Raw genomic sequence first — 24,503 nt, 5'->3', positions numbered from 1 at the left:
TTGGTCGATTTGCCTAGACTCTTATACAAGACCTCACGAACCGGAACACACCGCTCCCGGCTTCGAGAACAGCCTCACCACCGTCAGATTCAACCCATCAGGCATCGCACCGCATCAAGGAGCTCATCATGTCGCGTCAGCAACAGGCACAGGAACTGCAAAAGCAATGGGAAACCGATCCGCGCTGGAAAGGCATCAAGCGCAGCTACTCGGCTGAGGACGTGGTCCGCCTGCGTGGTTCGATCCCGATCGAGCACACGCTCGCGAAGCGCGGCGCGGAAAAACTGTGGAGCCTCGTCAACAACGAGCCGTTCGTCAACGCACTCGGCGCACTGACCGGCAACCAGGCGATGCAGCAGGTAAAGGCCGGCCTGAAAGCCATCTACCTGTCCGGCTGGCAAGTGGCCGGCGACGCGAACGTCGCGGGCGAAATGTACCCTGACCAGTCGCTGTACCCGGCAAACTCGGTGCCGCTCGTCGTGAAGCGCATCAACAACACGCTGACGCGCGCCGACCAGATCCAGTGGTCGGAGGGCAAGAACCCGGGCGACGAAGGCTACGTCGATTTCTTCGCACCGATCGTCGCTGACGCGGAAGCCGGTTTCGGCGGCGTGCTGAACGCATTCGAACTGATGAAGGCGATGATCGAAGCCGGCGCGTCGGGCGTCCACTTCGAGGATCAGCTCGCTTCGGTGAAGAAGTGCGGCCACATGGGCGGCAAGGTGCTCGTGCCGACGCGCGAGGCCGTCGCGAAGCTGTCGGCTGCGCGCCTCGCGGCCGACGTGATGGGTACGTCGACCGTGCTGGTCGCCCGCACCGACGCGGAAGCAGCCGACCTGATCACGTCCGACATCGACGACAACGACAAGCCGTTCCTGACGGGCGAGCGCACGGTGGAAGGCTTCTTCCGCACGAAGCCGGGCATCGAGCAGGCGATCTCGCGTGGTCTCGCCTACGCGCCGTACGCCGACCTGGTCTGGTGCGAAACGGGCAAGCCGGATCTCGAGTACGCGAAGAAGTTCGCGGAAGCGATCCACAAGCAGTTCCCGGGCAAGCTGCTGTCGTACAACTGCTCGCCGTCGTTCAACTGGAAGAAGAACCTCGACGACGCGACGATCGCGAAGTTCCAGAAGGAACTCGGCGCGATGGGCTACAAGTTCCAGTTCATCACGCTGGCCGGCTTCCATGCGCTCAACTACTCGATGTTCAACCTCGCGCACGGCTATGCCCGCACGCAGATGAGCGCGTTCGTCGAACTGCAGCAGGCCGAGTTCTTGGCAGCGGACAAGGGCTTCACGGCGGTCAAGCACCAGCGCGAAGTCGGCACCGGCTACTTCGACGCCGTGACGCAGACGGTCGAGCGCGAAGCATCGACGACCGCGCTGCACGGCTCGACCGAAGACGAGCAGTTCTTCGACGGCAAGAAGGTCGCGTAAGCAGAAAGGCACGACGCGCCACGCGTCATGCCGATGCCCGCCCCGTCTCGCGACGGCGCGGCATCGGCCACCGAACAAAAATCAGGGAGGAGACGGCAGGCGCGCGATACCGATCGCGCGACCGGCCGCACGGCCTGCGGGCCGCCAGCAACGACGCGCGCCGGCTCCGTCCGGCGCGCCCTTCTTCCAGGGCGCCGCCCTACCGATACACGATCACCGGAATTTTCGTATGGGTCAGCACGCGCTGTGTCTCGCTGCCGATCAGCAAGCTGCCGAGCCCGCGGCGTCCGTGGGACGCCATGAAGATCACGTCGCAGCCGCCGCGTTCGGCCGCCTCGATGATGCCGAGATACGGCGACGGACGCACGCTCGTCCAGGTGTCGCAATCGACGCCGGCCGCCTTCGCGGCCGATTCGACTTCGTCGAGGTGCGCGCGCGCCTCGCGCTCGCTGCGCGCCCGGAAATCGGCGGGCGGCTCGATGATCACTTCGGAAAACGGCGAGTACGGATACTGCGGCAGGCACGCGTAGGCCGTGACCCGCGCACCGACCGCGCGCGCCAGGTCGATCGCGCCGTCGATCGCCTTCTGCGACAGTTCGGAACCGTCGGTTGGAACGAGGATGTGCCGGAACATCGCGCCCTCCTTCGTCAATTGCGCTCCGCACGTCGCGATCCCGTCCGAGCCAGCCGCGACGCGTCGGACATGCCTGCTACGAGTGTAGTGCGCGAAACCGCCCAACCGGCGCCGTCAGCGGGTTCGCCCTCATATCGGAAACGCGCGGGCACGCGCGGCCTACTCGCCCCAATATCCAGGCTGTTCGTAGGTGTGCTTCAGATAATCGAGAAACAACCGCACGCGCAGCGGCAGATGCCGGCGTTGCGGAAACACCGCATGGATACCGATCGGCGGTGCGGCGAATGCGTCGAGTACGCTCACGAGCCGGCCGGCCGCGATGTCGTCGCCGACCTCCCACCACGAGCGCCACGCGAGCCCGTGGCCTGCGAGGCACCACTCGTGCAGTACCGCGCCGTCCGAGCATTCCATCGTGCCGTTCACGCGGATCGACACGACCTTGCCGTCCTCCTGGAACGTCCAGCCGCGTTGCTGGTTCGCGTTTGCCGCGAGCGCGAGGCAGTTGTGCCGCGCCAGCTCCGCGAGCGACGTGGGCGTGCCGCGCCGTGCGAGATACCCGGGAGAGGCGACGCACACGCGGCGATTCTCGCCGAGCTTCAGCGACACGAGCGACGAATCGGGCAGCTCGCCGAGCCGCACCGCGCAATCGAACCCCTCGTTGACGAGATCGACCATCCGGTCGGACAGGTCGAGCGTGACCGACACGTCTGGATGGCCAACGCTGAATTCGGGCACGAGCGGCGCGACGTGCCGCCGGCCGAAACCGGCCGGCGCGGAAATCCGCAGGTGGCCACTCGCCTTGACGCCGCCGGCGGACACGCTCGCCTCCGCGTTCTGCATGTCGTTGATGATGCGCTGGCAATCCTCGAGGAACGCCGAGCCCTCGAACGTCAGCGTGAGCTTGCGCGTCGTGCGCACCAGCAGCTTCACGCCGAGCCGCTCCTCGAGTGCGTCGAGGCGGCGGCCGATGATCGCCGGTGCGACGCCTTCCGCGTGCGCGGCCGCCGACAGGCTGCCCTTCGCCGCGACCGCGGCAAACGTTTCGATCTGCTTGAACCGGTCCATCACTCGCAGGGGCGGCGCTGCCGCCCTTCAAATAGCTTGAACCGCTCAAGATTAGGTATATGAAAGTAAAAGATCAAGTGATGTTTAGCGTCTTTTTTAGCACATCCGATCACGAATAGAATTCACCTGACCTCTGAAACTGGAGCGCAAGGCTATGTCGGCCACAACGACACTCTCCTCTCCCGACGCAATCCTCTTCGACGCATTCGGCACGTTGTTCGACGTGCGTGCGGTCCTGGCCGCGGCGGAGCAGATGTTTCCCGGTCACGGGGAACGGTTGTCGCAGCTGTGGCGACGCAAGCAAATCGAATACTCGCAGTTGCGCACGCTCGCCGATCCTGCCGGCGCGCGCTATCGCCCGTTCCGGGACATCACGCTCGATGCGCTGCGATTCGCCGCGCGCCGGCTCGGGCTCATGCTGAACAGCGCGGCCGAGAAACGGCTGATGGACGAATACGCATGCCTGTCCACCTATCCCGACACGGTGCCCGCGCTGCGCAAGCTGCGCGCGCTCGACCCGCGCCCGCCGCTCGGGATCCTGTCGAACGGCACGCCGCAGATGCTCGACATCGCGATCAAGAGCGCCGGCATGTCCGGGCTGTTCGATCGCGTGCTGTCGGCCGACACCGTGCGCGCGTACAAGCCGAGCCCGGCTGCCTACGCACTCGGCACCGACGCGTTCGGATCAAACCGGCGCGGCATCGTGTTCGTGTCGTCGAACGCGTGGGACGTCGCCGGCGCCGTCTGGTTCGGCTACACGACGTTCTGGCTCAACCGCACGGGCGCGCCCGCCGAGGAACTCGGCGCGCCGCCCGACGGCACCGGCGCCAGCATGGCCGACCTGCTCGCATTCCTCGCCACCCCGGCTCCGTCCGGCAGACCCGCAAACCGCACGCGCCCCAGCCCGGGTGCATGACGTTCGCAGCGCTGCCGCCTTCCCCCTTTCACCGAAACCGCAACTGACCGACCAAGGAGATGAGACTCATGAGCACCCCGATCACGCTGCCGCAAGGCATGACGATCACCGGCGAAATCAAGCCGGGTTACGAAGCAATCCTGACGCCCGACGCGCTCGCACTCGTCGCGGCGCTGCACCGCACGTTCGAGCCGCGCCGCCAGGCGCTGCTGCAGGCGCGCGTCGAGCGCACGAAACGTCTCGACGCGGGCGAGCGCCCCGACTTTCTGGCCGAGACGAAGGCGATCCGCGAAGGCGACTGGAAGGTCGCGCCGCTGCCGGCCGACCTGCAATGCCGTCGTGTCGAGATCACTGGCCCCGTCGAGCGCAAAATGATCATCAACGCGCTGAACTCGGGTGCCGATTCGTACATGACGGACTTCGAGGATTCGAACGCGCCGAGCTGGACGAACCAGATCGACGGCCAGATCAACCTGAAGGACGCGGTGCGCCGCACGATCTCGCTCGAGCAGAACGGCAAGTCGTACCAGCTGAACGACAAGGTCGCGACGCTGATCGTGCGTCCGCGCGGCTGGCACCTCGACGAGAAGCACGTGACGGTCGACGGCCAGCGCGTGTCCGGCGGCATCTTCGATTTCGCGCTGTTCCTGTTCCACAACGCGAAGGAACTGCTCGCGCGCGGCTCGGGCCCGTACTTCTACCTGCCGAAGATGGAAAGCCATCTCGAGGCGCGCCTGTGGAACGACATCTTCGTCGCCGCGCAGGAAGCCGTCGGCGTGCCGCGCGGCACGATCCGCGCGACGGTGCTGATCGAGACGATCCTCGCCGCGTTCGAAATGGACGAGATCCTGTACGAACTGCGCGAACACAGCTCGGGCCTGAATGCCGGCCGCTGGGACTACATCTTCTCGGCCATCAAGAAGTTCAAGAACGATCGCGACTTCTGCCTCGCCGAGCGTTCGAGGATCACGATGACGGTGCCGTTCATGCGCGCGTACGCATTGCTGTTGCTGAAGACCTGCCACAAGCGCAACGCGCCGGCGATCGGCGGGATGAGCGCGCTGATCCCGATCAAGAACGATCCGGAAGCGAATGACAAGGCGATGGGCGGCGTGCGCTCGGACAAGCAGCGCGACGCGACCGACGGCTACGACGGCGGCTGGGTGGCGCACCCGGGACTCGTGCCGATCGCGATGGAAGAGTTCGTCAAGGTGCTCGGCGACAAGCCGAACCAGATCGCGAAGCAGCGCGACGACGTGCAGGTCGAAGGCAAGAACCTGCTCGACTTCCAGCCTGAAGCGCCGATCACCGAAGCCGGCCTGCGCAATAACATCAACGTCGGCATCCACTACCTCGGCGCATGGCTCGACGGCAACGGCTGCGTGCCGATCCACAACCTGATGGAAGATGCGGCCACGGCCGAAATCTCCCGTTCTCAGGTATGGCAATGGATCCGCTCGCCGAAGGGCGTGCTCGATGACGGCCGTAAGGTCACGGCCGAACTCGTGCGTGAATTCGCGAAGGCCGAGCTGGACAACGTGAAGCGGTCGGTCGGCGGCAACACGCAGCCGTACGAGCGCGCCGCGGCGATCTTCGAGCAGATGTCGACGTCGGAAGGCTTCACCGAATTCCTGACGCTGCCGCTGTACGAGGAAATCTGACGCAGCTGCCCGCCTCGATGAGCGCGGGCCCTGCGTCGGCGCCGATCGCAAGCGATCACGACATCAAAAAAGCGCCCCTCGGGGCGCTTTTTCATTTGCGTCGGGACCGGCTGCCGCGCATCCGGTCAGATGGCTTCCCGCTCGCGCCGGTGCTGAACCCAGTCGCCCGACGCAATGCGCGGATGCCCGGCAATCGCGTGCGCGGCGACCGGATAGTACAGGCAGGCGTACTGCCGGCCGCCGAGCTCGACGGTCACGTTTTCCGGCTTGAACAGCGAGTCGACGCCCGGATACACGCGCTCGATCTCGTCGAGCACGGGAACGAGCTGGTCGTCGACCTCGTAGACGTCGCCCCAGACCAGCGACTTGCCGGCCGACCCGGCGATCATCCCCGGATACGTACCGAAATCGTACAGTTCGCCCGGCAGCGCGGCGGCACCGAGCAGCGTCGGCGCGGCAATCCCGTGCCTGGCGGCCGCGTGGCCGATGTCGTTGGCCTCCCCGTTTCTCAAGGTGCCGTAGACGAATACGTAACGCATCGTGGTTCTCCTCTTTGATTCGTATGTTGCCGTGTTCGCGCGTCATGCGAGCAAAATCGCCCGAGCACCGATAGACCACGATACCGGCCCGATGGTTCGCACCTGCAAGCGCGCCCGGCCCTCGGCAGTCCCGAAATCGCCAGGCCCCCACACAAAGTTCATTCAAGCGCGGCATGATCGACCGACAAACCGCCGCATGCGCTTTCGCGGCGCCTTCTACAATAACGGCATCGCCGCCGCGCTGCCCGAATCGTCCATGAACCCGCCGTTCCAAGCCGACGTACCGAACCCGTACGTCATCGACATTCCGCCCGAATTCGCGCCGACCGCCGCCCATCCGATGCGCGTACGCGCAAGGCAGGTCAATACCGGGCACCGCATCCCGCTGCATACGCATGCGTGGGCGCAGCTCGCGTACGCATCGCGCGGTGTGCTGCGCGTCGCGACGACCGGCACGACATGGATGGTGCCGCCGTCCCGCGCGATCTGGGTGCCGCCCCGCGTGACGCACGAGGTCGTGATCGTCGAAGAGGCGTATTTGCGCACGCTGTATATCGACGAGTCGATCGTGCCGGGCGGGCTCGACGCGTGTCGCGTCGTCGAAGTGACGGGGCTCCTGCGCGAACTGATCGTCGCACTCGATGCACGCGACCTGAGCGCCACGCGCGAACGCCTGCTGTGCGGGCTCGTGCTGGACGAGTTGAGCCACGCCGAACCGCTGCCGCTCGCGGTGCCGATGCCCGACGAAAAAAGGCTGCGCGTGCTGTGCGAATCGGTCCTCGCACACCCGGCGCACGCGGAGTCGCTCGAGCATTGGGCCAGCGAAGTCGGCGCCAGCACACGCACGATTTCGCGGCTCTTCAAGCAGGAGCTGGGCGTGAGCTTTTCGCAGTGGCGCCAGCAGGCGCTGCTGGCGCGAGCCATTCCGCTGCTGAACCAGGGGCGCCCGCTGTCGCATATCGCGCGCGAACTCGGCTACCAGAGCCAGAGCGCCTTTTCAGCGATGTTTCGGCGCGCATTCGGCGAAAGCCCACGTGCATTCATGCTGCGCGGCTACGAGCACCGCGGCCCGGAAGGCAGCCTCGCGGACGACGAGCCCCCGGACGACGATGCGATCGGCGCTGTACGCTGAATACCCCGCCGGGTCGTCAGGGATTCAGACTGGCCTCACCATGTGGCGGATCGAGCCAAGTTGCGCGAGCCGCGACCCGGTAACCTGATAGCCCATGCGCAAGTAGAGACGCGCGGCTGGATTGTCGACGAACACGCGCAGTTGCAGTTCGTGCAGCCCGCGCGCACGTGCCCAGCGGTGCGACATGTCGAGCATGTAGGTGCCAGCGCCCTGCCCACGGTGGCCGGCCGCGATCTGTACGTCGCGGATGTGCAAGGAGTCGTCCTCCTCGGTCACGCGCAGTACGCCGATGCGCTCGCCGTCGGCCTCGAGGATGAAGTTTTCGGATTCGCGCCAACTCGCGTAGAACAGGTCGCTGCGCCACACGAGCCCATGGCGCTTGTAATAGCCGCCCATGTTGCCGTGCGTCAGCGCTTCGGCAAACGGAAAATCGCTGGCCTCCGCGGGCCGGAGCTGATACAGGAGTCGCAGGTCGGTCGGATCGAGCATCGCGCAGGGGTCAAGAACGCATCCCGCCACGATAGCGCAGTCGCGTGCGGATGCAATCGCGGATTTCTCGTAGCGGCCAGATGCCGGATGACCGGGGGTTACGTACCCGCCGGCGGGCGCAACCGGAAACGCAAATGAAAAAGCCCGCATAAAGCGGGCTTTTTCATTTTCTGGCGGAGCGGACGGGACTCGCCTACATCCTGCAGGCCGCGGATGCGCGTCCACGCGCATCCCTTCGAATCCCGCCGGAAGCCGCGCAGGCGGCTTCCTCCGCTCCACAGCCACGCGCCCGCCAGCGGGCGCAACCGGAAACGCAAATGAAAAAGCCCGCATAAAGCGGGCTTTTTCATTTTCTGGCGGAGCGGACGGGACTCGAACCCGCGACCCCCGGCGTGACAGGCCGGTATTCTAACCGACTGAACTACCGCTCCAGTCTTGCTGCTTGCCTGGCAGGCGTCGGTTGCTTCCTGCCGGCGCATCGTTTGTTCGAACGACGCCGAAATCTGGCGTCCCCTAGGGGATTCGAACCCCTGTACTCACCGTGAAAGGGTGATGTCCTAGGCCTCTAGACGAAGGGGACAACGTACTGCCTACATCTTTAATGCAAAAGCCCGTTCAAAAAACGTTCTTTGAACGGGCTTCGTTCTGGCGGAGCGGACGGGGCTCGAACCCGCGACCCCCGGCGTGACAGGCCGGTATTCTAACCAACTGAACTACCGCTCCAGCTTTTTTACTCCCACCTGCAGGACATCGTCACGTTCCTGCGGGTGATGCGACACTTCTACGAAACGCCGCTGAATCTGGCGTCCCCTAGGGGATTCGAACCCCTGTACTCACCGTGAAAGGGTGATGTCCTAGGCCTCTAGACGAAGGGGACAACGTACTGCTTACATCCTTAATGCAAAAGCCCGCTCAAAGACGTCTTGAACGGGCTTCGTTCTGGCGGAGCGGACGGGACTCGAACCCGCGACCCCCGGCGTGACAGGCCGGTATTCTAACCGACTGAACTACCGCTCCAGCTTTCTTACCCTCACCCGCAGGAAGTCGGTTACGTTCCTGCAAGCGTTGCGACATTTCTATGAAACGCCGCTGAATCTGGCGTCCCCTAGGGGATTCGAACCCCTGTACTCACCGTGAAAGGGTGATGTCCTAGGCCTCTAGACGAAGGGGACAAAATCTTTTCAGATTTGTCTGACTTTCGCTATTCACTTTTCAATCAACAGCGAAGGCCGAAATTCTAACTGCTTTGAATCATTTTGTGAAGCATTTATTACTACCACTGCAGCTTCGCAAATCAACTCAGCTTGTTCTGATGGTGGAGGTAAGCGGGATCGAACCGCTGACCTCTTGCATGCCATGCAAGCGCTCTCCCAGCTGAGCTATACCCCCTTGCAGAACAGAAATGAGATTATATGGAGCTACTTTGAACTTGTAAATACCCTTTTTGCGATTCGAGCGAAATTTTTTGCGAAGCTGCCGCGATGTCACGCACGGGCAGCCTCACTCGCCCTCGAGCCTCAGGCCAACGCGGCCTCGATGCGCGACACCACGACATCGCGACCGAACAGCACGAGCACCGCATCGATCGACGGCGTGTGCGTCGTACCCGCCACCAGCAGACGCACCGGCATCGCGAGTTGCGGCATCTTCAGCTTGTGCGTGCCGAGCGTCGCCTTCAGCGCGGCGGACACGGCCTCCTTCGTCCAGTCGGCCGCCTTCAGCGCAACGACGAGATCGGCCAGCGCCGGACGCACCGCATCGGTCACGTGCTGCGCAAGCGCATCGGCTTCCGGCGCCGGCACACGGTAGAACATCGTGGCGCCTTCCGCGATCTCCTTGACCGTCGTCGCGCGATCCTTCATCAGCCCGACCACCGCTTCGAGCGCAGGGCCCGTCGCGATCGCCGCATCATCGATGCCGAGGGCAGCGAGGAACGGCTTCGCCAGCTCGGCGAGGCGTGCGTTGTCCGCTTCCTTGATGTAATGCGCGTTCAGCCAGCTCAGCTTGCTGTGGTCATACTGCGCGGGCGACTTGCCCAGATGCTCGAGATCGAACCATTCGACGAACTGCTCGCGCGAGAAGATCTCGGCGTCGCCGTGCGACCAGCCGAGGCGCGCGAGATAGTTGACGACGGCTTCAGGCAAGAAGCCCGCGTCGCGGTACGCCATCACGCTCATCGCGCCATGCCGCTTGCTCATCTTCTCGCCCTGCTCGTTCAGCACGGTCGGCAGGTGCGCATAGACGGGCGGCTCGCCGCCGAGCGCGTTCAGGATGTTGATCTGGCGCGGCGTGTTGTTCACGTGATCGTCGCCACGAATCACGTGCGTGATGCCCATGTCCATGTCGTCCACCACCACGCAGAAGTTGTAGATCGGCGTGCCGTCCGGGCGCGCGATCACCAGGTCGTCGAGTTCCTCGTTCGAGATCTCGACACGCCCCTTCACGGCGTCGTCCCACACAACCGTGCCCGTCAGCGGATTGCGGAAGCGCAGCACCGGCTTCACGCCAGCCGGCGGCTCCGGCAACACCTTGCCGGGCTCCGGACGCCACGTGCCGTCATAGCGCGGCTTCAGGCCCGCCTCGCGCTGGCGTTCGCGCAGCGCGTCGAGTTCCTCGGCCGACATGTAGCACGGGTACGCGAGCCCCTTCTCCAGCATCTGCGCGAGCACCTCGCGATAGCGGTCCATCCGCTGCATCTGATAAATCGGGCCTTCGTCGAAATCCAGGCCGAGCCACTGCATCCCTTCAAGGATCGCGTCGACCGCTTCCTGCGACGAGCGCTCGACGTCGGTATCCTCGATGCGCAACACGAACGTGCCCTTCATCTTGCGGGCGAACGCCCACGGATAGAGCGCGGAGCGGATGTTGCCGAGGTGGATGAAGCCGGTGGGACTCGGCGCGAAGCGGGTACGGACAGGACGGGTCATAAACGGTAACTCGAACGCCTGGGGCGCATGAATGATTCGACGCGGGATCGACGGCGGCAGCCCGGACAGCAACGGGGCCGGCGACGCCCGGAACGGGAAAGAAGCCGGAATTATACTCGTGCCGGACTTCGCGCCAAGCGCGCCGCTTGCTTTATGATGTGCGCGCCGCGGCCGCCAGCCGACGCGGCGCCAGCCGCCCGGAACCTGCCGCGCGGCTGCTCGGAACCTATCGCCGCCGCGGGCCGTGTAACCCGCCGCCAAGCTGCCGGAGAACCATTCGATGTCGTCCCCTCGCCTGTCGCGCCGCCACTTCACGATCGCCGCCGCGTCCGCCAGCCTCGCCGCCTGCACGTCGTTCGGCGACAAATCCCGCCCGGACAATGCGTCCGGCGCCACGCAGTCGCACGAGAAACCGGTGAAGATCGGCATCGCGCTCGGCGGCGGCGCCGCGCGCGGCTTCTCGCACATTGGCGTGCTGAAGGCCCTCGAGGCCCGCGGCATCCCGGTCGAAATCGTCGCGGGCACGAGCGCGGGCTCGGTGGTCGGCGCACTCTACGCGTCGGGCATGAGCGCGCTGCAGATCAACAAGATCGCCCTCGACATGGACCAGGCCGCGATCAGCGACTGGGCGCTGCCGTTCCGCTCGCGCGGGCTGCTGCAAGGCGTCGCGCTGCAGAACTTCCTGAACAAGACGCTCAACAACCGGCCGATCGAGAAGATGGCGAAGCCGCTCGGCATCGTCGCAACCGATCTGCAGAGCGGTCAGCCGATCCTGTTCCAGCAAGGCAATACGGGACTCGCGGTGCGCGCGTCGTGCAGCGTGCCTTCGGTGTTCGAACCGGTGAAGATCGGCAACCGCGAGTATGTCGACGGCGGCCTCGTGAGCCCGGTGCCCGCGTCGTATGCACGCAAGATGGGCGCGAGCTTCGTGATCGCGGTCGACATCTCGGCCCGGCCGGACGGCGCGGCAACCAACAACCCGATCGAGATGCTGCTGCAGACTTTCACGATCATGGGCCAGACCATCAAGACCTACGAGCTCGACAAGTACGCGGACGTCGTCATTCGCCCGAACCTCAACGCGATGGGGGGCAGCGACTTCAACCAGCGCAACGCGGCAATCCTCGCGGGCGAGGAAGCCGTCGCGCGCATCATGCCGGAACTGCAGCGCAAGCTCGCGGCAGCGCGCGGCGTGGCCGCCGCGTAAGCACGCGATGCGCGGGCCGGCGCGCCAACGGCGGAACGGCTTTCCGCTGGCCGCTTGCACCGCCCCAAAACAAAAACCCTGCCGCCTTTCGGTGACAGGGTTTTTTCGATCCGGCCGGACGGGCCGTCGAACGTCAGTTGTTGCCGTTCGCCGAATCGTCGCCGATCGTTGCGCGCACGCGCTGACGCAGGTCTTCCGGCTTCATCGGAAACTCCGATTCGATCCGGCGCGCGCCGGTGAAACGCTTTTCCCAGTAGCCGCTGTCGAGATCGTCGACGCGAATGGTGCTGCCCGTCGACGGCGAGTGCACGAACTTGTTGTCGCCGATGTAGATGCCGACGTGCGAGAACGTGCGGCGCATCGTGTTGAAGAACACGAGGTCGCCCGGCTTGAGGTTGCTCATGCTCACCTTCTCGCCGACGCGGCTCATCTCTTCCGCACGGCGCGGCAGCGACATGCCGAGCGTGTCCTGGAACACGTAGCGCACGAAGCCGCTGCAGTCGAGGCCCGAATCCGGCGAGTTGCCGCCCCAGCGATACCGCACGCCGATCATGTTCAGCGCGCCGACGACCACGTCGCCAGCCTTGCCGGCCATGCCGGCGAGGAACGACTTCGCACCGCCGCTCGACGGCTGCGCGCTGGTCTGCTGGAGGGACGAATTCGACGCGTTCTGCGTCGAATTCGTGACATTTTGGTTAAAACTGCTGACTTCGTCGGCGAACACGCCGGGAGCTGCTGCAAACAGGGCGCCGATGAACAGCCCGGCGATGGTGCGCGCGCATGCCTGGGTCAGGGATCGATGCTGCATTGGTCGATGGAATTTGCTTAAAAATCAGCTGATTGGCGGAAAATTTCGGTCGATACTAGCCAGCGCGTAATCGTTTGTCAAAACAAATTAATAAATACAATCGAGATGGTCAGACCATTGGCGGCCTATCACGCTTTCCAGACCGCTTTCAACAGCTTTTGTGTGTAAGGATGTGACGGCCTGGTGAAGATGTCGGCCACCTCCCCCGACTCGACGACGGCCCCGTCCTGCATCACCGCCACGCGGTGCGCCATCGCCCCGATCACCTCGAGGTCGTGGCTGATGAATACATAGCCGAGGTTGTATTTCTGTTGCAAATTCGCGAGCAGTTTCAGCACCTGCTGCTGGATCGACACGTCGAGCGCCGACGTCGGCTCGTCGAGGATCAGGATGCGCGGCTCCAGCACCAGCGCCCGCGCGATCGCGATCCGCTGGCGCTGGCCGCCCGAGAATTCGTGCGGATAACGATGCAGCACCGTGCGGTCGAGGCCGACTTCGCGCAGCACCGCGAGCGACTTCGCGCGGCGCGCATCGGGCGTCATGTCCGGGCGATGCAGCTCGAGCCCCTCGCCGACGATCCGCTCGATCGTGTGACGCGGCGAAAGTGAACCGAAGGGATCCTGAAAGACCACCTGCATGTTCGAGCGCAGCGCGGTTTGTTCGCGGCCGCGATAGGTCGACAGCGCGCGCCCCTGGAATTCGATCGTGCCGCCGGCCGTCTTTTGCAGCCCGAGCAGCGCCATCGCGAGCGTCGACTTTCCCGACCCCGATTCGCCGACGATACCGAGCGTCTCGCCCTGCCGCACCGACACCGACACGTCCGCGACGGCCGTCACCGGCACCGAGCCGAACCAGCCCGCGATGCCCGGCCGCTTGCGCGCGAACTGCACGCTCACGTGGTGCGCGTCGAGCACGACGGGCGCGATCGGCATCACCGGCGTGACCGCGCGTTGCGGCCGGCTGTTCAGCAGCCGCTGCGTATACGGATGCTCGGGTTGCGCGAAGATCCGCTCGACGGACCCGCTCTCGACGAGCCGGCCGTGCTCCATCACCGCGACGCGATCCGCGAAGTGCCGCACGAGATTCAGGTCGTGCGTGATCAGCAGGATCGCCATCCCGCGCTTTTCCGCTTCCTCGCGCTGCAGTTCCAGCAGCAGTTCGACGATCTGCGCGCGGATCGTCACGTCGAGCGCGGTGGTCGGCTCGTCGGCCAGCAGCAGGCGCGGACGGCAGGCGAGCGCCATCGCGATCATCGCGCGCTGCCGCTGGCCGCCCGACAACTGGTGAGGATAACTGTCGACGCGCTTCTCCGGCTCCGCGATGCCCGTGCGTGCGAGCAGCGCAATCGCACGCTTGCGCGCCTCGACGGCCGATACGCCGTCGTGCAGCACGATCGTCTCGCCGATCTGCACGCCGATCGTATACAGCGGGTTGAGCGCGGTCATCGGTTCCTGGAAGATCATCGCGATGTCCGAGCCGCGCAGCCCGCGCATCTCGCGCTCGCTCTTGGCCGCCAGGTCCTGCCCCGCGAAGCGGATCGCGCCGCTCACGTCGGCGTCGCGCAACAGCCGCAGGATTGACAGCGCGGTCACGCTCTTGCCCGAACCCGACTCGCCGACCAGCGCGACGCGCTCGCCGCGGCCGATCGCGAGCGTCACGTCGTCCACCGCGACCGTGTCGCCGAAACGCACATGCAGATGCTCGAGCGCCAGCAGCGGCTCTTGCTGCGTCGATACGACCGGCTCGCTCATCGCTGGCCTCCCGCCGCGCGCACCGAATCGGCGATCCGAGTGTCGAGTGCATTGCGCAGCGCGTCCCCCATGAAGGTCAGCAGCAGCAGCGTCGCAACCAGCACGCCGAACGTCGACAGCGAGATCCACCATGCGTCGAGGTTGCCCTTGCCCTGCGCGAGCAGTTCGCCGAGGCTCGGGGTCGGCGGCGGCACGCCGAGCCCGAGGAAATCGAGGCTCGTGAGCGCGAGGATCGAACCGCTCATCCGGAACGGCAGGAACGTGATCACCGGCGTGAGACTGTTCGGCAGCACGTGGCGCCAGATGATCTGCCAGTTCGTGAGGCCCATCGCGCGCGCGGCGCGCACGTAGTCCTGCGTACGGTTGCGCAGGAATTCCGCACGCACGTAGTCGGCGAGCCCGATCCAGCCGAACAGCGACAGCAGCACGATCAGCAGCAGGAAGCTCGGCTCGAAGATCGACGCGAAGATGATCAGCAGGTACAGCTCGGGCAGCGAGCTCCAGATCTCGATCAGCCGCTGCCCGACGATGTCGATGCGCCCGCCGAAGAAACCCTGCACGGCGCCCGCGGCAATCCCGAGCAGCGTGCCGATCACGGTCAGGATCAGCCCGAACTCGACCGACACGCGGAACCCGTACACGAGCCGCGCAAGCAGGTCGCGCCCCTGATCGTCGGTGCCCAACCAGTTCACGCGCGACGGCGGCGCGGGGTTCGGCACGTTCGAGAAGTAGTTCAGCGTGTCGTAGTAATAACGGTTCGGCGGGTAGACGACGAAGTTGCCGGGCGCCTCGAGCCGCTTGCGCACATACGGATCGAGATAGTCAGCCGGCGTCGGGAAATCGCCGCCGAAGGTCGTCTCCGGATACGCATGGAACATCGGGAAATAGGTCTGGCCGTCGTAACGCACGACGAGCGGCTTGTCGTTCGACCACAGCGGCGCCGCGAGACTGGCGGCGAACGCAATCACGAAGATCACAAAACTCCAGTAGCCGAGCCGCTGTTGCCGGAAGCGCTGCCAAACGCGGCGCATGGGCGACGGCGACACGCGTGCGCGCGCCGCGTCGATGCGGGACGATGCGACGGCACGGTTCATCGCGCGCCTCGCCCGGTGACGCCGGGCATGGGGACGGTCGGTTTCATGTCAGCGCTCCAGGTTGCCGAATTGAATGCGCGGGTCGACCCACACGTAGCAGAGATCGGAGATCAGCTTGGTCGCAAGACCGATCAGCGTGAACACGTACAGCGTACCGAGCACGACCGGATAGTCGCGCCGTACGACCGATTCGTACGACAGCAGCCCGAGGCCGTCGAGCGAAAACAGCTTCTCGATCAGCAGGCTACCCGTGAAGAACGCGCCGATGAACGCAGCCGGGAAGCCGACGATCAGCGGCAGCATCGCGTTGCGGAACACGTGCTTCCACAGCACGTGGCGCTCGGAGAGCCCCTTCGCGCGCGCGGTCAGCACGTATTGTCGGCGGATCTGGTCGAGGAACGCATTCTTCGTGAGCATCGTGACGACCGCGAAGCTGCCGACGACCGACGCCGTGATCGGCAGCGCGATGTGCCACAGGTAGTCGAGCACCTTGCCCACGAGCGACAGCTGCGCGAAGTTGTCCGACGTGAGCCCGCGCAGCGGGAACAGCTGCCAGAACGAGCCGCCGCCGAACAGCACGAGCAGCAGCACGCCGAGCACGAAGCCCGGAATCGCATAGCCGACGAGCACGACGAGGCTTGTCGCGACATCGAACGGCGAACCGTTGCGCACCGCCTTCGCAATGCCGAGCGGCACCGATATGAGGTACGTGAGGAAGAACGTCCACAGCCCGATGCTGATCGACACGGGCAGCTTCTGCACGACCAGCGACCACACGCTCTGGTGGCGGAAGTAGCTGTCGCCGAGATCGAAGCGCGCGAAGCGCTTGAGCATCAGCCAGTAGCGTTCGAGAGGCGGTTTGTCGAAGCCGTACAGCGCCTTGAGCTGCGCGAGCTGCTGCGCGTCGACGCCGGTGTGCGCGCGCATCCCGAACGGCACCGCACCCTGCTCCGACGCACCCTTGCGCAATTCCTGCACGGCCTGTTCGACGGGGCCGCCCGGCACGAACTGGATCACCGCGAACGTGAGGGTCAGCACGCCGATGAGCGTCGGGATCATCAGCAGCAGGCGTTTGAGGATGTAGCTCCACATGGGCGTCGACTCGCGATCGGTAAGCGGGATTGGACTCGGGGCGGCGTGGCTCAGCGATCGGGCTTCGCCCACCAGGTCGACACGACCCAGCCCTCGGCCGAATAGTACAGCGGCAGCGTCTGCGGATAGGCGAGCGTGCGCTTGTACGCGATCCGGTGCGTCGTGCTGTACCACTGCGGAACCGCGTAGTAGCCGTGCATCAGCACGCGGTCGAGCGCGTGGGTCGCGTCGAGCAGGTCTTCGCGCGTCTGCGCAGTACCCAGCGAGTGGAGCAACGCATCGACGGCCGGCGACTTCAGCCCGATGAAGTTGTCGGAACCCGGCTCGTCGGCGAACTTGCTCGCGTAACGCGAGTATTGTTCGGCACCCGGAACCTGCACGCCCGGCCAGCGGATCGTCGTCATGTCGTAGTCGAATGCGTCCAGACGCTTCTGCAGCAGCGCGAAATCGGCCGTACGAAAACGTGCGTCGATGCCGAGCTTCGCCAGATTGCGCTGGTACGCCGCCACGATCCCTTCCATCGCCGCGCCCGAATCGTCGAGGATCTCGAACGTGAACGGCTCGCCCTTCGCGTTGCGCAGCGCGCCGTCGCGATAGGTCCAGCCGGCCTGCGCAAGCAGCGCGCGCGCCTTCAGCAGGTTCGCGCGCAGCGAGCCCGGCGGGTTCGTGTCCGGCTGCGTGACCATCGGGCCGAACACGGCCGGGTCGAGCTGCGCGCGCAGCGGCTCCAGCAGCTTCAGCTCGCCGGGGCCGGGCGTGCCGGTCGCCTGCAGGTCGGTGTCGGCGAAGTAGCTGTCCAGACGCGTGTAGGCGCTGTAGAACAGCTGGCGGTTCAACCATTCGAAGTCGAACGCCAGGTCGAGCGCCTGGCGCACGCGCACGTCGCGGAACAACGGCCGGCGCAGGTTCATGAAGAAACCCTGCATGCCGGCGCCGTTGTGCTGGCGGAATTCGCGCTTGACGAGCTCGCCGTTGTCGAAACGCTTGCCGACGTCGCGGCGCGTCCAGTTGCGCGCGATGTACTCCACGAGCACGTCGTATTCGCCGGCCTTGAACGCCTCAAGCCGCGCGACGCCATCGCCATACAGCTTGTAGACGATCCGCTCGAAGTTGTTGGTGCCCACCCGCACCGGCAGATCGGCGCCCCAATACGCCGGGTTGCGCCGGTAAGTAATGGTGCGGCCGTTGTCGTAGCGCTCGATCAGGTACGGGCCGCTGCCGATCGGCTGCTCGAACGCGAGCTGGTCGAACGGGATGCGCGAGCCGTCCGCGCGCAATCCCCACTTGCGCGAGAACACCGTCACGCCGCCGGCGATCAGCGGCAATTCACGGTTCGCGCTGCGGAACTCGAAGCGCACGGTGGCCGGATCGACGACCACAGCCTTCGCGATCTCCGCGAAATACGCGCCGAACTGCGGCGCGGCCTGCTTGCTTTTCAGCGTGTCGAACGAGAACTTGACGTCGTCGGCGGTAACGCGGTCGCCGTTCGAGAAGCGCGCGCGCGGATTCAGGTGGAACGTGACCGAACGGCGGTCCGGCGCGATGTCGATGTCGTCGGCGAGCAGCCCGTACGCGGATGCCGGCTCATCCGAGCTGCCGGTCGCGAGGCTTTCGAACAGCATGTCGATGCCCGGCGCGGGATTGCCGCGCATCGTGAACGGGTTGAACTTGTCGAACGACGTCAGCCGGTTCGGGTTCGCAAGCACCAGCGTGCCGCCCTTCGGCGCGGCGGGGTTGACGTAGTCGAAATGCTTGAAGCCCGGCGGATACTTCGGCTCGCCGTACTGCGCGATGGCGTGGGCCGCGTGCGCAGCGGTTGCGGCCAGCGCCGCCTGCAATGCGAATACCACGGCCGTGCGGCCTGCAACCCGTATGGCACGGCGGGCGCGCGCGACGGCGGCCCAGGGCGAACCCTTCGTCATAGAGGCCCTGTCGGTCGAATGAGAATAGTCACGGGGGACGATTCTACCCATTCAAGCCTGCGAGCCAAAAGAAAACCGCCACGCGGGCGGTTTCTCCGCGAGCGGATCGGGGGCGCGCATCAGGCGGGCGCCCCCTGACGATCAGTGCCAGCCGTTGTGGCGGCCGTTGTCCCAGTGGCCACGATCGCCGCCCCAGCCTCGGCCGTGACGGCGGTACCACTCGTCACGGCCCCAGTAGCGACGGCCGTCCCAGTAGCGGTCGCCATGCCAGCCGATCACGATAGCCGGCGCCGGCGCATAGACAGGGGCCGGCGCGTAGACCGGCGCAGGCTGATAGACGACCGGCGGCGGAGGCGGCGGCGCATACACGGGTGCGGGCGCGACGTAGACTGGCGCCGGAACGCCGAGATTGATCCCGACATTGACTCCCGCCATTGCTGCGCCCGACACGAGCAAGGCCGTCATACCGGTCAAGAGCGAGGCAACACGCAAGGTCTTCATGGATTCCTCTTCTGGTTGTGTCATGTGTGATTCGACTATAACGACAAGCGCCGTCTCCGCATATTTCCACTTTGTAAGAACTGATGCGCGGCATCGCAACGGGAAGCCTGCGCTAACGTCTTGTAACAATCGGCGCCCGCCCTGCCAGTCGCGCCGCTTTCCTGAAACATCTTTCATCCTGCCCCGCGCCCCGCGTCAAGCGGCGCCACGCACACTGCGCGAGCCGAACCGGGCGCCCGCCGCGCTTCGGCAATTCGCTGACAGGCCGGCGCCCCGCGCCGGCGGAGACCTCGCCGATGCTGAAAGTCGTCCGACTCGCGCTCGCGCGCCCCCTACACGTTCATCGTCCTCGCACTGCTGATCCTGATCACGGGCCCGCTCGCGGCACTGCGCACGCCGACCGACATCTTCCCCGACATCCGGATTCCCGTGATCAGCGTCGTGTGGAATGACGCGGGCCTGCAGCCGGCCGACATGGCCGGGCGCATCGTCACCTACGACGAGCGCACGCTCGGCACGACAGTCAACGACGTTGCGTACATCGAGTCGCAGTCGTTCCGCAGCTTCGGGATCGTCAAGATCTTCTTCCAGCCACGCGTCGACATCCGCACCGCGACCGCGCAGGTCACGTCGATCTCGCAGACCGTGCTCAAGCAGATGCCGCCGGGCACCACACCGCCGCAGATCCTCAACGACAACGCATCGACCGTGCCCGTACTGCAGCTGGCGCCGACAAGCGACACACGGAACGAACAGCAGCTCGGCGACTACGCGACCCACGTGATCCGGCCTCAGCTGCTGTCCGTCGCGGGTGTCGCGATTCCGTCGCCGTACGACGGCAAGGTGCGCCAGGTGCAGATCGATCTCGATCCGCAGGCGCTTCCGCGCAGGACGTCGCGACCGCGCTGGCGCAGCAGAACCAGATCATCCCGGCCGGCACTCAGAAGATCGGCGGCTTCGAGTACAACATCCGGCTCAACGACAGTCCGCTGACCATCGACCCAATCAACGCGCTGCCGATCCGGAGCGTGAACGGCGCGGTGATCTTCATGCGCGACGTCGCACACGTACGCGACGGTTATCCGCCGCAAGGCAACATCGTGCGCGTCGACGGCCGTCGCGCGGTGCCGATGAAAACAAAAAGGCGGCACTCGCGTGCCGCCTTTTTGTTGCATGAAAGCGCATGGATACCGACCGCTGCGCCGCGATGCCGCTCAGCGCGACATCATGTTCATGCTGACGTTGTGCATCACCCACAGCGTGCCGACGATCAGGATCGCCGCGGTCAGCACCGTGTAGCTGAACGCCATCACGTTCCAGCGCTGTCCCGACGAGCCGTTCATGTGCAGGAAGTACACGAGGTGCACGACGATCTGCACGAACGCGAGTACGGCAAGCGCGATCAGCGACGCGTGCGGCGACAGCACGCCACCCATCACGAGGCCGAACGACGCGGCCGTGAGCAGCACCGACAGGATGAAACCGGCGACGTAGCCGCCGACACTGCCGTGCCCTTCTTCGAGTTGAGACGAATGCGAATGGGCCATTTAGATCACGCTCGCGAGATAGACAAAGGAAAACACGCAGATCCACACGATGTCGAGGAAGTGCCAGAAGAGGCTCAGGCACGTCAGGCGTCGCAGGTCGCGATCGGTCAGGTCGCCGCCGCGCAACACGATCTGCCCGGCGAGCACGATCATCCACAGCAGGCCGGCCGTCACGTGCAGCCCGTGCGTGCCGACCAGCGTGAAGAACGCGGACAGGAACGCGCTGCGCTGCGGACCCGCGCCTTCCGCGATCAGGTGCGAGAACTCGCGCAGTTCCATCACGAGAAACGCCGCGCCGAGCACGAACGTCACCGCGAGCCATGCGAGCAGCGCACCGCGCCGCTGCTTGTACGCGGCGAGCATCGCGAAACCGTAGGTGATGCTCGACAGCAGCAGCGCGGCGGTTTCCACCGCGACGCCAGGAATGTCGAACAGGTCTTTCGCGGTCGGCCCGCCCGCATACTGCTGGCCGAGCACCGCGAACGTCGCGAACAGCGCCGCAAAGATCACGCAGTCGGTCATCAGGTACAGCCAGAACCCGAACACCGAATGCGACGGCGGATGGTCGTCGTGCTCGAGCAGGGTTGCGCTCAAGGTTTTCTGCAACATCAGTTGGCCTCCAGTTCCACGTCGTCGACGCGCGCGGCCACGCGCTTCGTCGGCTGCTTGTCTTCGATCTTCCGCACCGTCGACGCGGGGATGTAATAGCCGTCGTTATCGCGCGAGCTGTAGATCACGAGCGTCGCGACGATCCCGACGAGCCCGCCGATCGCCATCCACCAGATGTGCCACACCAGCGCGAAGCCGAGCACCAGGCTGAAGATCGCTACCACGAGGCCTGCACAGGTATTCGACGGCATGTGGATGTCGCGAATCGCTGCCGGGTTCGGCCGGCCTTCGCCACGTGCCTTCATGTCCGCATACGCGTCGAGCGTGCGCACCTGCGGGATCAGCGCGAAGTTGTAGTCGGCCGGCGGCGACGAGGTCGCCCACTCCAGCGTGCGGCCGCCCCACGGATCGCCCGTCGTGTCGCGGTACTCGGGCAGGTTGCGGTTGCGGATGCTGACCACCAGTTGCAGCAGCTGGCACGCAATGCCGATCGCGATCAGCACGGCGCCGAACGCGGCGACCAGCAGCCACGGATGCCAGGTCGGGTTGTCGTAGTGGTTGATCCGGCGCGTCATGCCCATGAAGCCGAGCACGTAGAGCGGCACGAATGCAACGTAGAAACCGATCTGCCAGAACCAGAACGCCGCCTTGCCGAGTTTCTCGTTCAGCTTGAAGCCGAACGCCTTCGGGAACCAGTAGTTGAAGCCTGCAAGATAGCCGAACAGCACGCCGCCGATGATCACGTTGTGGAAGTGCGCGATCAGGAACAGGCTGTTGTGCAGCACGAAGTCCGCGCCGGGAATCGCCATCATCACGCCTGTCATGCCGCCGAGCGTGAACGTGACCATGAAGCCGATCGTCCACAGCACGGGAGTCGTGAATTCGATCCGGCCGCGGTACATCGTGAACAGCCAGTTGAACACCTTCACGCCGGTCGGGATCGCGATGATCATCGTCATGATGCCGAAGAACGCATTCACGTTCGCACCCGAGCCCATCGTGAAGAAGTGGTGCAGCCAGACGAGGAACGACAACACCATGATCGCGCAGGTCGCGTACACCATCGTCTTGTAGCCGAACAGCGGCTTCTTCGCGAACGTCGCGATGACTTCCGAGAAGATGCCGAACGCCGGCAGGATCAGGATGTACACCTCGGGGTGACCCCATGCCCAGATCAGGTTCAGGTACAGCATCGCGTTGCCGCCGGCTTCGTTCGTGAAGAAGTGCATGCCGAGGTAACGGTCGAGGCCGAGCAGCGCGAGCGTCGCGGTCAGGATCGGGAACGACGCCATGATCAGCACGTTCGTGCACAGCGCGGTCCACGTGAACACCGGCATCTTCATCAGCGTCATGCCCGGTGCGCGCATCTTGATGATCGTCACGAAGAAGTTCACGCCGGTCAGCAGCGTGCCGACGCCCGAGATCTGCAGCGCCCACAGGTAGTAGTCGACCCCTACCCCCGGACTGAACTGCAACTCCGACAGCGGCGGATACGCGAGCCAGCCCGTCTGTGCGAATTCGCCGATCACGAGCGAGATGTTGATCAGGATCGCGCTGACGGCCGTCATCCAGAACGAGAGCGAGTTGATGAACGGGAATGCGACGTCGCGCGCACCGATCTGCAACGGCACGATCAGGTTCATCAGGCCGACCATGAACACCATCGCCATGAAGAAGATCATGATCACGCCGTGTGCCGTGAAGACCTGGTCATAGTGGTGCGGCGGCAGGTAGCCGGGCCCGTTGTACGCGAGCGCGAGCTGCATGCGCATCATGATCGCGTCGGCGAAGCCGCGCAGCAGCATGATCAACGCGACGATGATGTACATCACGCCGAGTTTCTTGTGGTCGACCGTGGTCAGCCATTGCGTCCACAGCCATTTCCACCGGCCGGTGATCGTCAGCGCGGCGAGAATGCCCAGCACGACCAGCCCCATGAAGGCACCGGCCCCCATGATGATGGGCTGATCGAACGGGATCGCCGAGAGTGTGAGTTTGCCGAACATGCGTTACCCCTTCGTGCCGCAGGCGGCGTCCTTCAGGTCGAGGACGTGGCCATCGTTGTATTTCGCGATGATGTTGTGGAAGAGCCGCGGATCGACCGACGAGAAGTAGCGTACGGGCGCCTTCTCGCTCGGCTGCGCGACGGTGCCGTACACGGTCGCGTCGAGCCGCTCCGGCGACGCCTTCACCTTCTGCACCCATGCATCGAACTGTTCGCGCGGCTCGGCGAGCGTGCGGAACTTCATGTCGGAGAAGCCACGGCCGCTGAAGTTGGCCGACGTGCCCGCAAAGTTGCCGGGCTCGTCGGCAATCAGGTGCAGGCGCGTCTGCATGCCGGCCATCGCATAGACCTGGCCGCCGAGCTGCGGGATGAAGAACGAGTTCATCACCGAATCCGACGTGATGCGGAAATTCACCGGCGTGCCGACCGGAATCGCGAGCTGGTTCACCGACGCGATGCCGAGCTCCGGATAGATGAACAGCCACTTCCAGTCGAGTGCGACGACCTCGACGTCGATCGGCTTCACCGACGACTCGAGCGGCTTGTACGGGTCGAGCTCGTGCGTGGTCTTCCACGTGAGCACGCCGAGGAACAGGATGATCAGCGTCGGCACCGTCCAGATCACGACCTCGATCGCGGTCGAGTGCGACCAGTCCGGCGCGTAGGTGGCGTTGCGGTTCGACGCGCGATACCGCCACGCGAACCACAGCGTGAGCAGAATCACCGGCACGACGACGATCAGCATCGCCCAGGTGGACGTCGCGATCAGTGCCTTTTCGGCAGCGCCCACGCTTCCTTTCGGATTTAGTACATCTAAATTACAGCCTGACAGGCTCAAAGCCGCGCCGATCGACATCAGCGCCGCCCCGCCTTTTGAAGCTTTTCTTTTCATCACACAGCCCGAGGGTCATTGAATCCGTTTGCGTATGCCCGATGCGCATTCGATCCACGAAAGTGGCCGAATCATACGTCGCGCGAGTGCGATGAAAAACCAGCTAATGCGGAAAATCATCATTGCAGAATCTGCTGTGAGACAGATTGTCGCGGGGCAATTTCACGCAGCCGAAAGCCGGCCCGGCGCGGCGTGCGCCGGGCCAGGACCGGATCGATGTGCGTGCAACGACCGCACCGCCGCCGTGCGATGCGCCCCGCTCGCGCGACCTGCCGC

The 24,503-nt window shown here is 65.0% G+C and carries 20 protein-coding genes, 7 tRNA genes and 1 pseudogene; 6 read left to right on the top strand and 22 right to left on the bottom strand.

Annotation, left to right across the window (positions count from 1 at the left end):
* Positions 1-128 precede the first annotated feature (128 nt).
* Positions 129-1,436 carry an isocitrate lyase gene (gene aceA, locus HWX39_RS18945; RefSeq protein ID WP_175969493.1) on the top strand — a complete coding sequence of 436 codons (1,308 nt, stop codon included), beginning with the start codon at positions 129-131 and terminating at the stop codon, positions 1,434-1,436.
* Positions 1,437-1,635: 199 nt separating this feature from the next.
* Here the strand turns inward: aceA and HWX39_RS18940 are convergent, their stop codons facing one another.
* Together HWX39_RS18940 and HWX39_RS18935 are read right to left on the bottom strand one after the other, a co-directional pair.
* Positions 1,636-2,070 (bottom strand): universal stress protein, encoded by a 435-nt coding sequence (locus HWX39_RS18940; protein WP_175969492.1) that lies wholly within the window; start codon positions 2,068-2,070, stop codon positions 1,636-1,638.
* 159 nt (positions 2,071-2,229) lie between these two features.
* A complete protein-coding gene (locus tag HWX39_RS18935; RefSeq protein WP_175969491.1) occupies positions 2,230-3,135 on the bottom strand; it encodes a LysR family transcriptional regulator in 906 nt (301 codons plus the stop codon).
* Between the two features lie 154 nt (positions 3,136-3,289).
* Between HWX39_RS18935 and HWX39_RS18930 the strand changes: the two genes are divergently transcribed.
* Positions 3,290-4,051: a haloacid dehalogenase type II gene (locus HWX39_RS18930; protein ID WP_175969490.1), complete on the top strand. Its 762-nt coding sequence runs from the start codon at positions 3,290-3,292 to the stop codon at positions 4,049-4,051.
* 68 nt (positions 4,052-4,119) lie between these two features.
* Positions 4,120-5,712, top strand: a complete 1,593-nt coding sequence (gene aceB / locus HWX39_RS18925; RefSeq protein ID WP_175969489.1) for a malate synthase A — start codon at positions 4,120-4,122, stop codon at positions 5,710-5,712.
* Between the two features lie 125 nt (positions 5,713-5,837).
* Here the strand turns inward: aceB and HWX39_RS18920 are convergent, their stop codons facing one another.
* Positions 5,838-6,251, bottom strand: coding sequence for a gamma-glutamylcyclotransferase family protein (locus HWX39_RS18920; RefSeq protein ID WP_175969488.1), 414 nt, complete (start codon positions 6,249-6,251; stop codon positions 5,838-5,840).
* 256 nt (positions 6,252-6,507) lie between these two features.
* Here HWX39_RS18920 and HWX39_RS18915 point away from each other — a divergent pair, with 256 nt between their 5' ends.
* Positions 6,508-7,383, top strand: coding sequence for a helix-turn-helix transcriptional regulator (locus HWX39_RS18915; protein ID WP_175969487.1), 876 nt, complete (start codon positions 6,508-6,510; stop codon positions 7,381-7,383).
* Between the two features lie 24 nt (positions 7,384-7,407).
* On the opposite strand, the gene HWX39_RS18910 is transcribed toward HWX39_RS18915, so the two are convergent.
* From HWX39_RS18910 to gltX, 9 genes are all read right to left on the bottom strand, one after another.
* The gene (locus HWX39_RS18910; RefSeq protein ID WP_175969486.1) at positions 7,408-7,872 is read right to left on the bottom strand and encodes a GNAT family N-acetyltransferase; all 465 of its coding nucleotides are present in this window, start codon (positions 7,870-7,872) and stop codon (positions 7,408-7,410) included.
* A 354-nt stretch (positions 7,873-8,226) separates the two neighbouring features.
* A tRNA-Asp gene (locus tag HWX39_RS18905) sits at positions 8,227-8,303 on the bottom strand.
* A 73-nt stretch (positions 8,304-8,376) separates the two neighbouring features.
* Positions 8,377-8,452 (bottom strand) — tRNA-Glu (locus HWX39_RS18900).
* A 66-nt stretch (positions 8,453-8,518) separates the two neighbouring features.
* A tRNA-Asp gene (locus tag HWX39_RS18895) sits at positions 8,519-8,595 on the bottom strand.
* Between the two features lie 78 nt (positions 8,596-8,673).
* A tRNA-Glu gene (locus HWX39_RS18890) sits at positions 8,674-8,749 on the bottom strand.
* 63 nt (positions 8,750-8,812) lie between these two features.
* Positions 8,813-8,889 (bottom strand) — tRNA-Asp (locus HWX39_RS18885).
* A gap of 79 nt (positions 8,890-8,968) precedes the next feature.
* Positions 8,969-9,044 (bottom strand) — tRNA-Glu (locus tag HWX39_RS18880).
* A 141-nt stretch (positions 9,045-9,185) separates the two neighbouring features.
* Positions 9,186-9,261, bottom strand: a tRNA-Ala gene (locus HWX39_RS18875).
* A 128-nt stretch (positions 9,262-9,389) separates the two neighbouring features.
* On the bottom strand, positions 9,390-10,799 hold the full coding sequence (gltX, locus tag HWX39_RS18870; protein WP_175969485.1) for a glutamate--tRNA ligase: 1,410 nt from the start codon (positions 10,797-10,799) through the stop codon (positions 9,390-9,392).
* Positions 10,800-11,079: 280 nt separating this feature from the next.
* Between gltX and HWX39_RS18865 the strand changes: the two genes are divergently transcribed.
* The gene (locus tag HWX39_RS18865; protein WP_175969484.1) at positions 11,080-12,006 is read left to right on the top strand and encodes a patatin-like phospholipase family protein; all 927 of its coding nucleotides are present in this window, start codon (positions 11,080-11,082) and stop codon (positions 12,004-12,006) included.
* A gap of 133 nt (positions 12,007-12,139) precedes the next feature.
* Here the strand turns inward: HWX39_RS18865 and HWX39_RS18860 are convergent, their stop codons facing one another.
* The 6 genes from HWX39_RS18860 to HWX39_RS18835 form a co-directional block, all read right to left on the bottom strand.
* Positions 12,140-12,814: a C40 family peptidase gene (locus HWX39_RS18860; RefSeq protein ID WP_175969483.1), complete on the bottom strand. Its 675-nt coding sequence runs from the start codon at positions 12,812-12,814 to the stop codon at positions 12,140-12,142.
* A gap of 128 nt (positions 12,815-12,942) precedes the next feature.
* Positions 12,943-14,565 carry a dipeptide ABC transporter ATP-binding protein gene (locus HWX39_RS18855; RefSeq protein ID WP_175969482.1) on the bottom strand — a complete coding sequence of 541 codons (1,623 nt, stop codon included), beginning with the start codon at positions 14,563-14,565 and terminating at the stop codon, positions 12,943-12,945.
* On the bottom strand, positions 14,562-15,659 hold the full coding sequence (locus HWX39_RS18850) for an ABC transporter permease (RefSeq protein WP_175969481.1): 1,098 nt from the start codon (positions 15,657-15,659) through the stop codon (positions 14,562-14,564). The genes HWX39_RS18855 and HWX39_RS18850 overlap by 4 nt, the downstream gene beginning before the upstream one ends.
* 48 nt (positions 15,660-15,707) lie before the next feature.
* Entirely contained in the window at positions 15,708-16,751 is a 1,044-nt protein-coding gene (locus HWX39_RS18845) for an ABC transporter permease subunit (protein WP_175969480.1), read from the bottom strand.
* Between the two features lie 50 nt (positions 16,752-16,801).
* Positions 16,802-18,673: an extracellular solute-binding protein gene (locus HWX39_RS18840; protein WP_175969479.1), complete on the bottom strand. Its 1,872-nt coding sequence runs from the start codon at positions 18,671-18,673 to the stop codon at positions 16,802-16,804.
* A gap of 141 nt (positions 18,674-18,814) precedes the next feature.
* The gene (locus tag HWX39_RS18835) at positions 18,815-19,174 is read right to left on the bottom strand and encodes a hypothetical protein (RefSeq protein ID WP_175969478.1); all 360 of its coding nucleotides are present in this window, start codon (positions 19,172-19,174) and stop codon (positions 18,815-18,817) included.
* A 296-nt stretch (positions 19,175-19,470) separates the two neighbouring features.
* Here HWX39_RS18835 and HWX39_RS18830 point away from each other — a divergent pair.
* Positions 19,471-20,301 (top strand): annotated as a pseudogene (locus HWX39_RS18830) (efflux RND transporter permease subunit); the annotation flags it as partial.
* 87 nt (positions 20,302-20,388) lie between these two features.
* On the opposite strand, the gene cyoD reads toward HWX39_RS18830, so the two are convergent.
* The 4 genes from cyoD to cyoA are packed head-to-tail and all read right to left on the bottom strand — an operon-like array spanning position 20,389 to position 24,227.
* Positions 20,389-20,721, bottom strand: a complete 333-nt coding sequence (gene cyoD, locus HWX39_RS18825) for a cytochrome o ubiquinol oxidase subunit IV (RefSeq protein WP_011352504.1) — start codon at positions 20,719-20,721, stop codon at positions 20,389-20,391.
* A complete protein-coding gene (gene cyoC, locus HWX39_RS18820) occupies positions 20,722-21,330 on the bottom strand; it encodes a cytochrome o ubiquinol oxidase subunit III (RefSeq protein ID WP_089425723.1) in 609 nt (202 codons plus the stop codon).
* On the bottom strand, positions 21,330-23,336 hold the full coding sequence (gene cyoB / locus HWX39_RS18815; protein WP_175969477.1) for a cytochrome o ubiquinol oxidase subunit I: 2,007 nt from the start codon (positions 23,334-23,336) through the stop codon (positions 21,330-21,332). The genes cyoC and cyoB overlap by 1 nt, the downstream gene beginning before the upstream one ends.
* A gap of 3 nt (positions 23,337-23,339) precedes the next feature.
* Positions 23,340-24,227 (bottom strand): ubiquinol oxidase subunit II, encoded by an 888-nt coding sequence (gene cyoA, locus HWX39_RS18810; RefSeq protein WP_175969476.1) that lies wholly within the window; start codon positions 24,225-24,227, stop codon positions 23,340-23,342.
* Positions 24,228-24,503: the final 276 nt, after the last annotated feature.

It is taken from the genome of Burkholderia sp. BCC0322 (assembly GCF_902833045.1).
Lineage (GTDB): Bacteria > Pseudomonadota > Gammaproteobacteria > Burkholderiales > Burkholderiaceae > Burkholderia.
Note: the sequence above shows the minus strand (reverse complement) of the source record. Positions and strands in the feature narration are given on the sequence as shown.

What these genes read in the sequence shown, in the direction of transcription:
- HWX39_RS18845 (WP_175969480.1), bottom strand. Translation starts at nt 16,751, where the DNA reads ATGTGGAGCTACATCCTCAAACGCCTGCTGCTGATGATCCCGACGCTC.
- cyoC (WP_089425723.1), bottom strand. Translation starts at nt 21,330, where the DNA reads ATGTTGCAGAAAACCTTGAGCGCAACCCTGCTCGAGCACGACGACCAT.
- HWX39_RS18855 (WP_175969482.1), bottom strand. Translation starts at nt 14,565, where the DNA reads ATGAGCGAGCCGGTCGTATCGACGCAGCAAGAGCCGCTGCTGGCGCTC.
- HWX39_RS18860 (WP_175969483.1), bottom strand. Translation starts at nt 12,814, where the DNA reads ATGCAGCATCGATCCCTGACCCAGGCATGCGCGCGCACCATCGCCGGG.
- HWX39_RS18840 (WP_175969479.1), bottom strand. Translation starts at nt 18,673, where the DNA reads ATGACGAAGGGTTCGCCCTGGGCCGCCGTCGCGCGCGCCCGCCGTGCC.
- HWX39_RS18915 (WP_175969487.1), top strand. Translation starts at nt 6,508, where the DNA reads ATGAACCCGCCGTTCCAAGCCGACGTACCGAACCCGTACGTCATCGAC.
- aceB (WP_175969489.1), top strand. Translation starts at nt 4,120, where the DNA reads ATGAGCACCCCGATCACGCTGCCGCAAGGCATGACGATCACCGGCGAA.
- HWX39_RS18865 (WP_175969484.1), top strand. Translation starts at nt 11,080, where the DNA reads ATGTCGTCCCCTCGCCTGTCGCGCCGCCACTTCACGATCGCCGCCGCG.
- HWX39_RS18910 (WP_175969486.1), bottom strand. Translation starts at nt 7,872, where the DNA reads ATGCTCGATCCGACCGACCTGCGACTCCTGTATCAGCTCCGGCCCGCG.
- cyoB (WP_175969477.1), bottom strand. Translation starts at nt 23,336, where the DNA reads ATGTTCGGCAAACTCACACTCTCGGCGATCCCGTTCGATCAGCCCATC.
- HWX39_RS18835 (WP_175969478.1), bottom strand. Translation starts at nt 19,174, where the DNA reads ATGAAGACCTTGCGTGTTGCCTCGCTCTTGACCGGTATGACGGCCTTG.
- HWX39_RS18930 (WP_175969490.1), top strand. Translation starts at nt 3,290, where the DNA reads ATGTCGGCCACAACGACACTCTCCTCTCCCGACGCAATCCTCTTCGAC.
- HWX39_RS18920 (WP_175969488.1), bottom strand. Translation starts at nt 6,251, where the DNA reads ATGCGTTACGTATTCGTCTACGGCACCTTGAGAAACGGGGAGGCCAAC.
- aceA (WP_175969493.1), top strand. Translation starts at nt 129, where the DNA reads ATGTCGCGTCAGCAACAGGCACAGGAACTGCAAAAGCAATGGGAAACC.
- cyoA (WP_175969476.1), bottom strand. Translation starts at nt 24,227, where the DNA reads ATGAAAAGAAAAGCTTCAAAAGGCGGGGCGGCGCTGATGTCGATCGGC.
- cyoD (WP_011352504.1), bottom strand. Translation starts at nt 20,721, where the DNA reads ATGGCCCATTCGCATTCGTCTCAACTCGAAGAAGGGCACGGCAGTGTC.
- HWX39_RS18850 (WP_175969481.1), bottom strand. Translation starts at nt 15,659, where the DNA reads ATGAACCGTGCCGTCGCATCGTCCCGCATCGACGCGGCGCGCGCACGC.
- gltX (WP_175969485.1), bottom strand. Translation starts at nt 10,799, where the DNA reads ATGACCCGTCCTGTCCGTACCCGCTTCGCGCCGAGTCCCACCGGCTTC.
- HWX39_RS18935 (WP_175969491.1), bottom strand. Translation starts at nt 3,135, where the DNA reads ATGGACCGGTTCAAGCAGATCGAAACGTTTGCCGCGGTCGCGGCGAAG.
- HWX39_RS18940 (WP_175969492.1), bottom strand. Translation starts at nt 2,070, where the DNA reads ATGTTCCGGCACATCCTCGTTCCAACCGACGGTTCCGAACTGTCGCAG.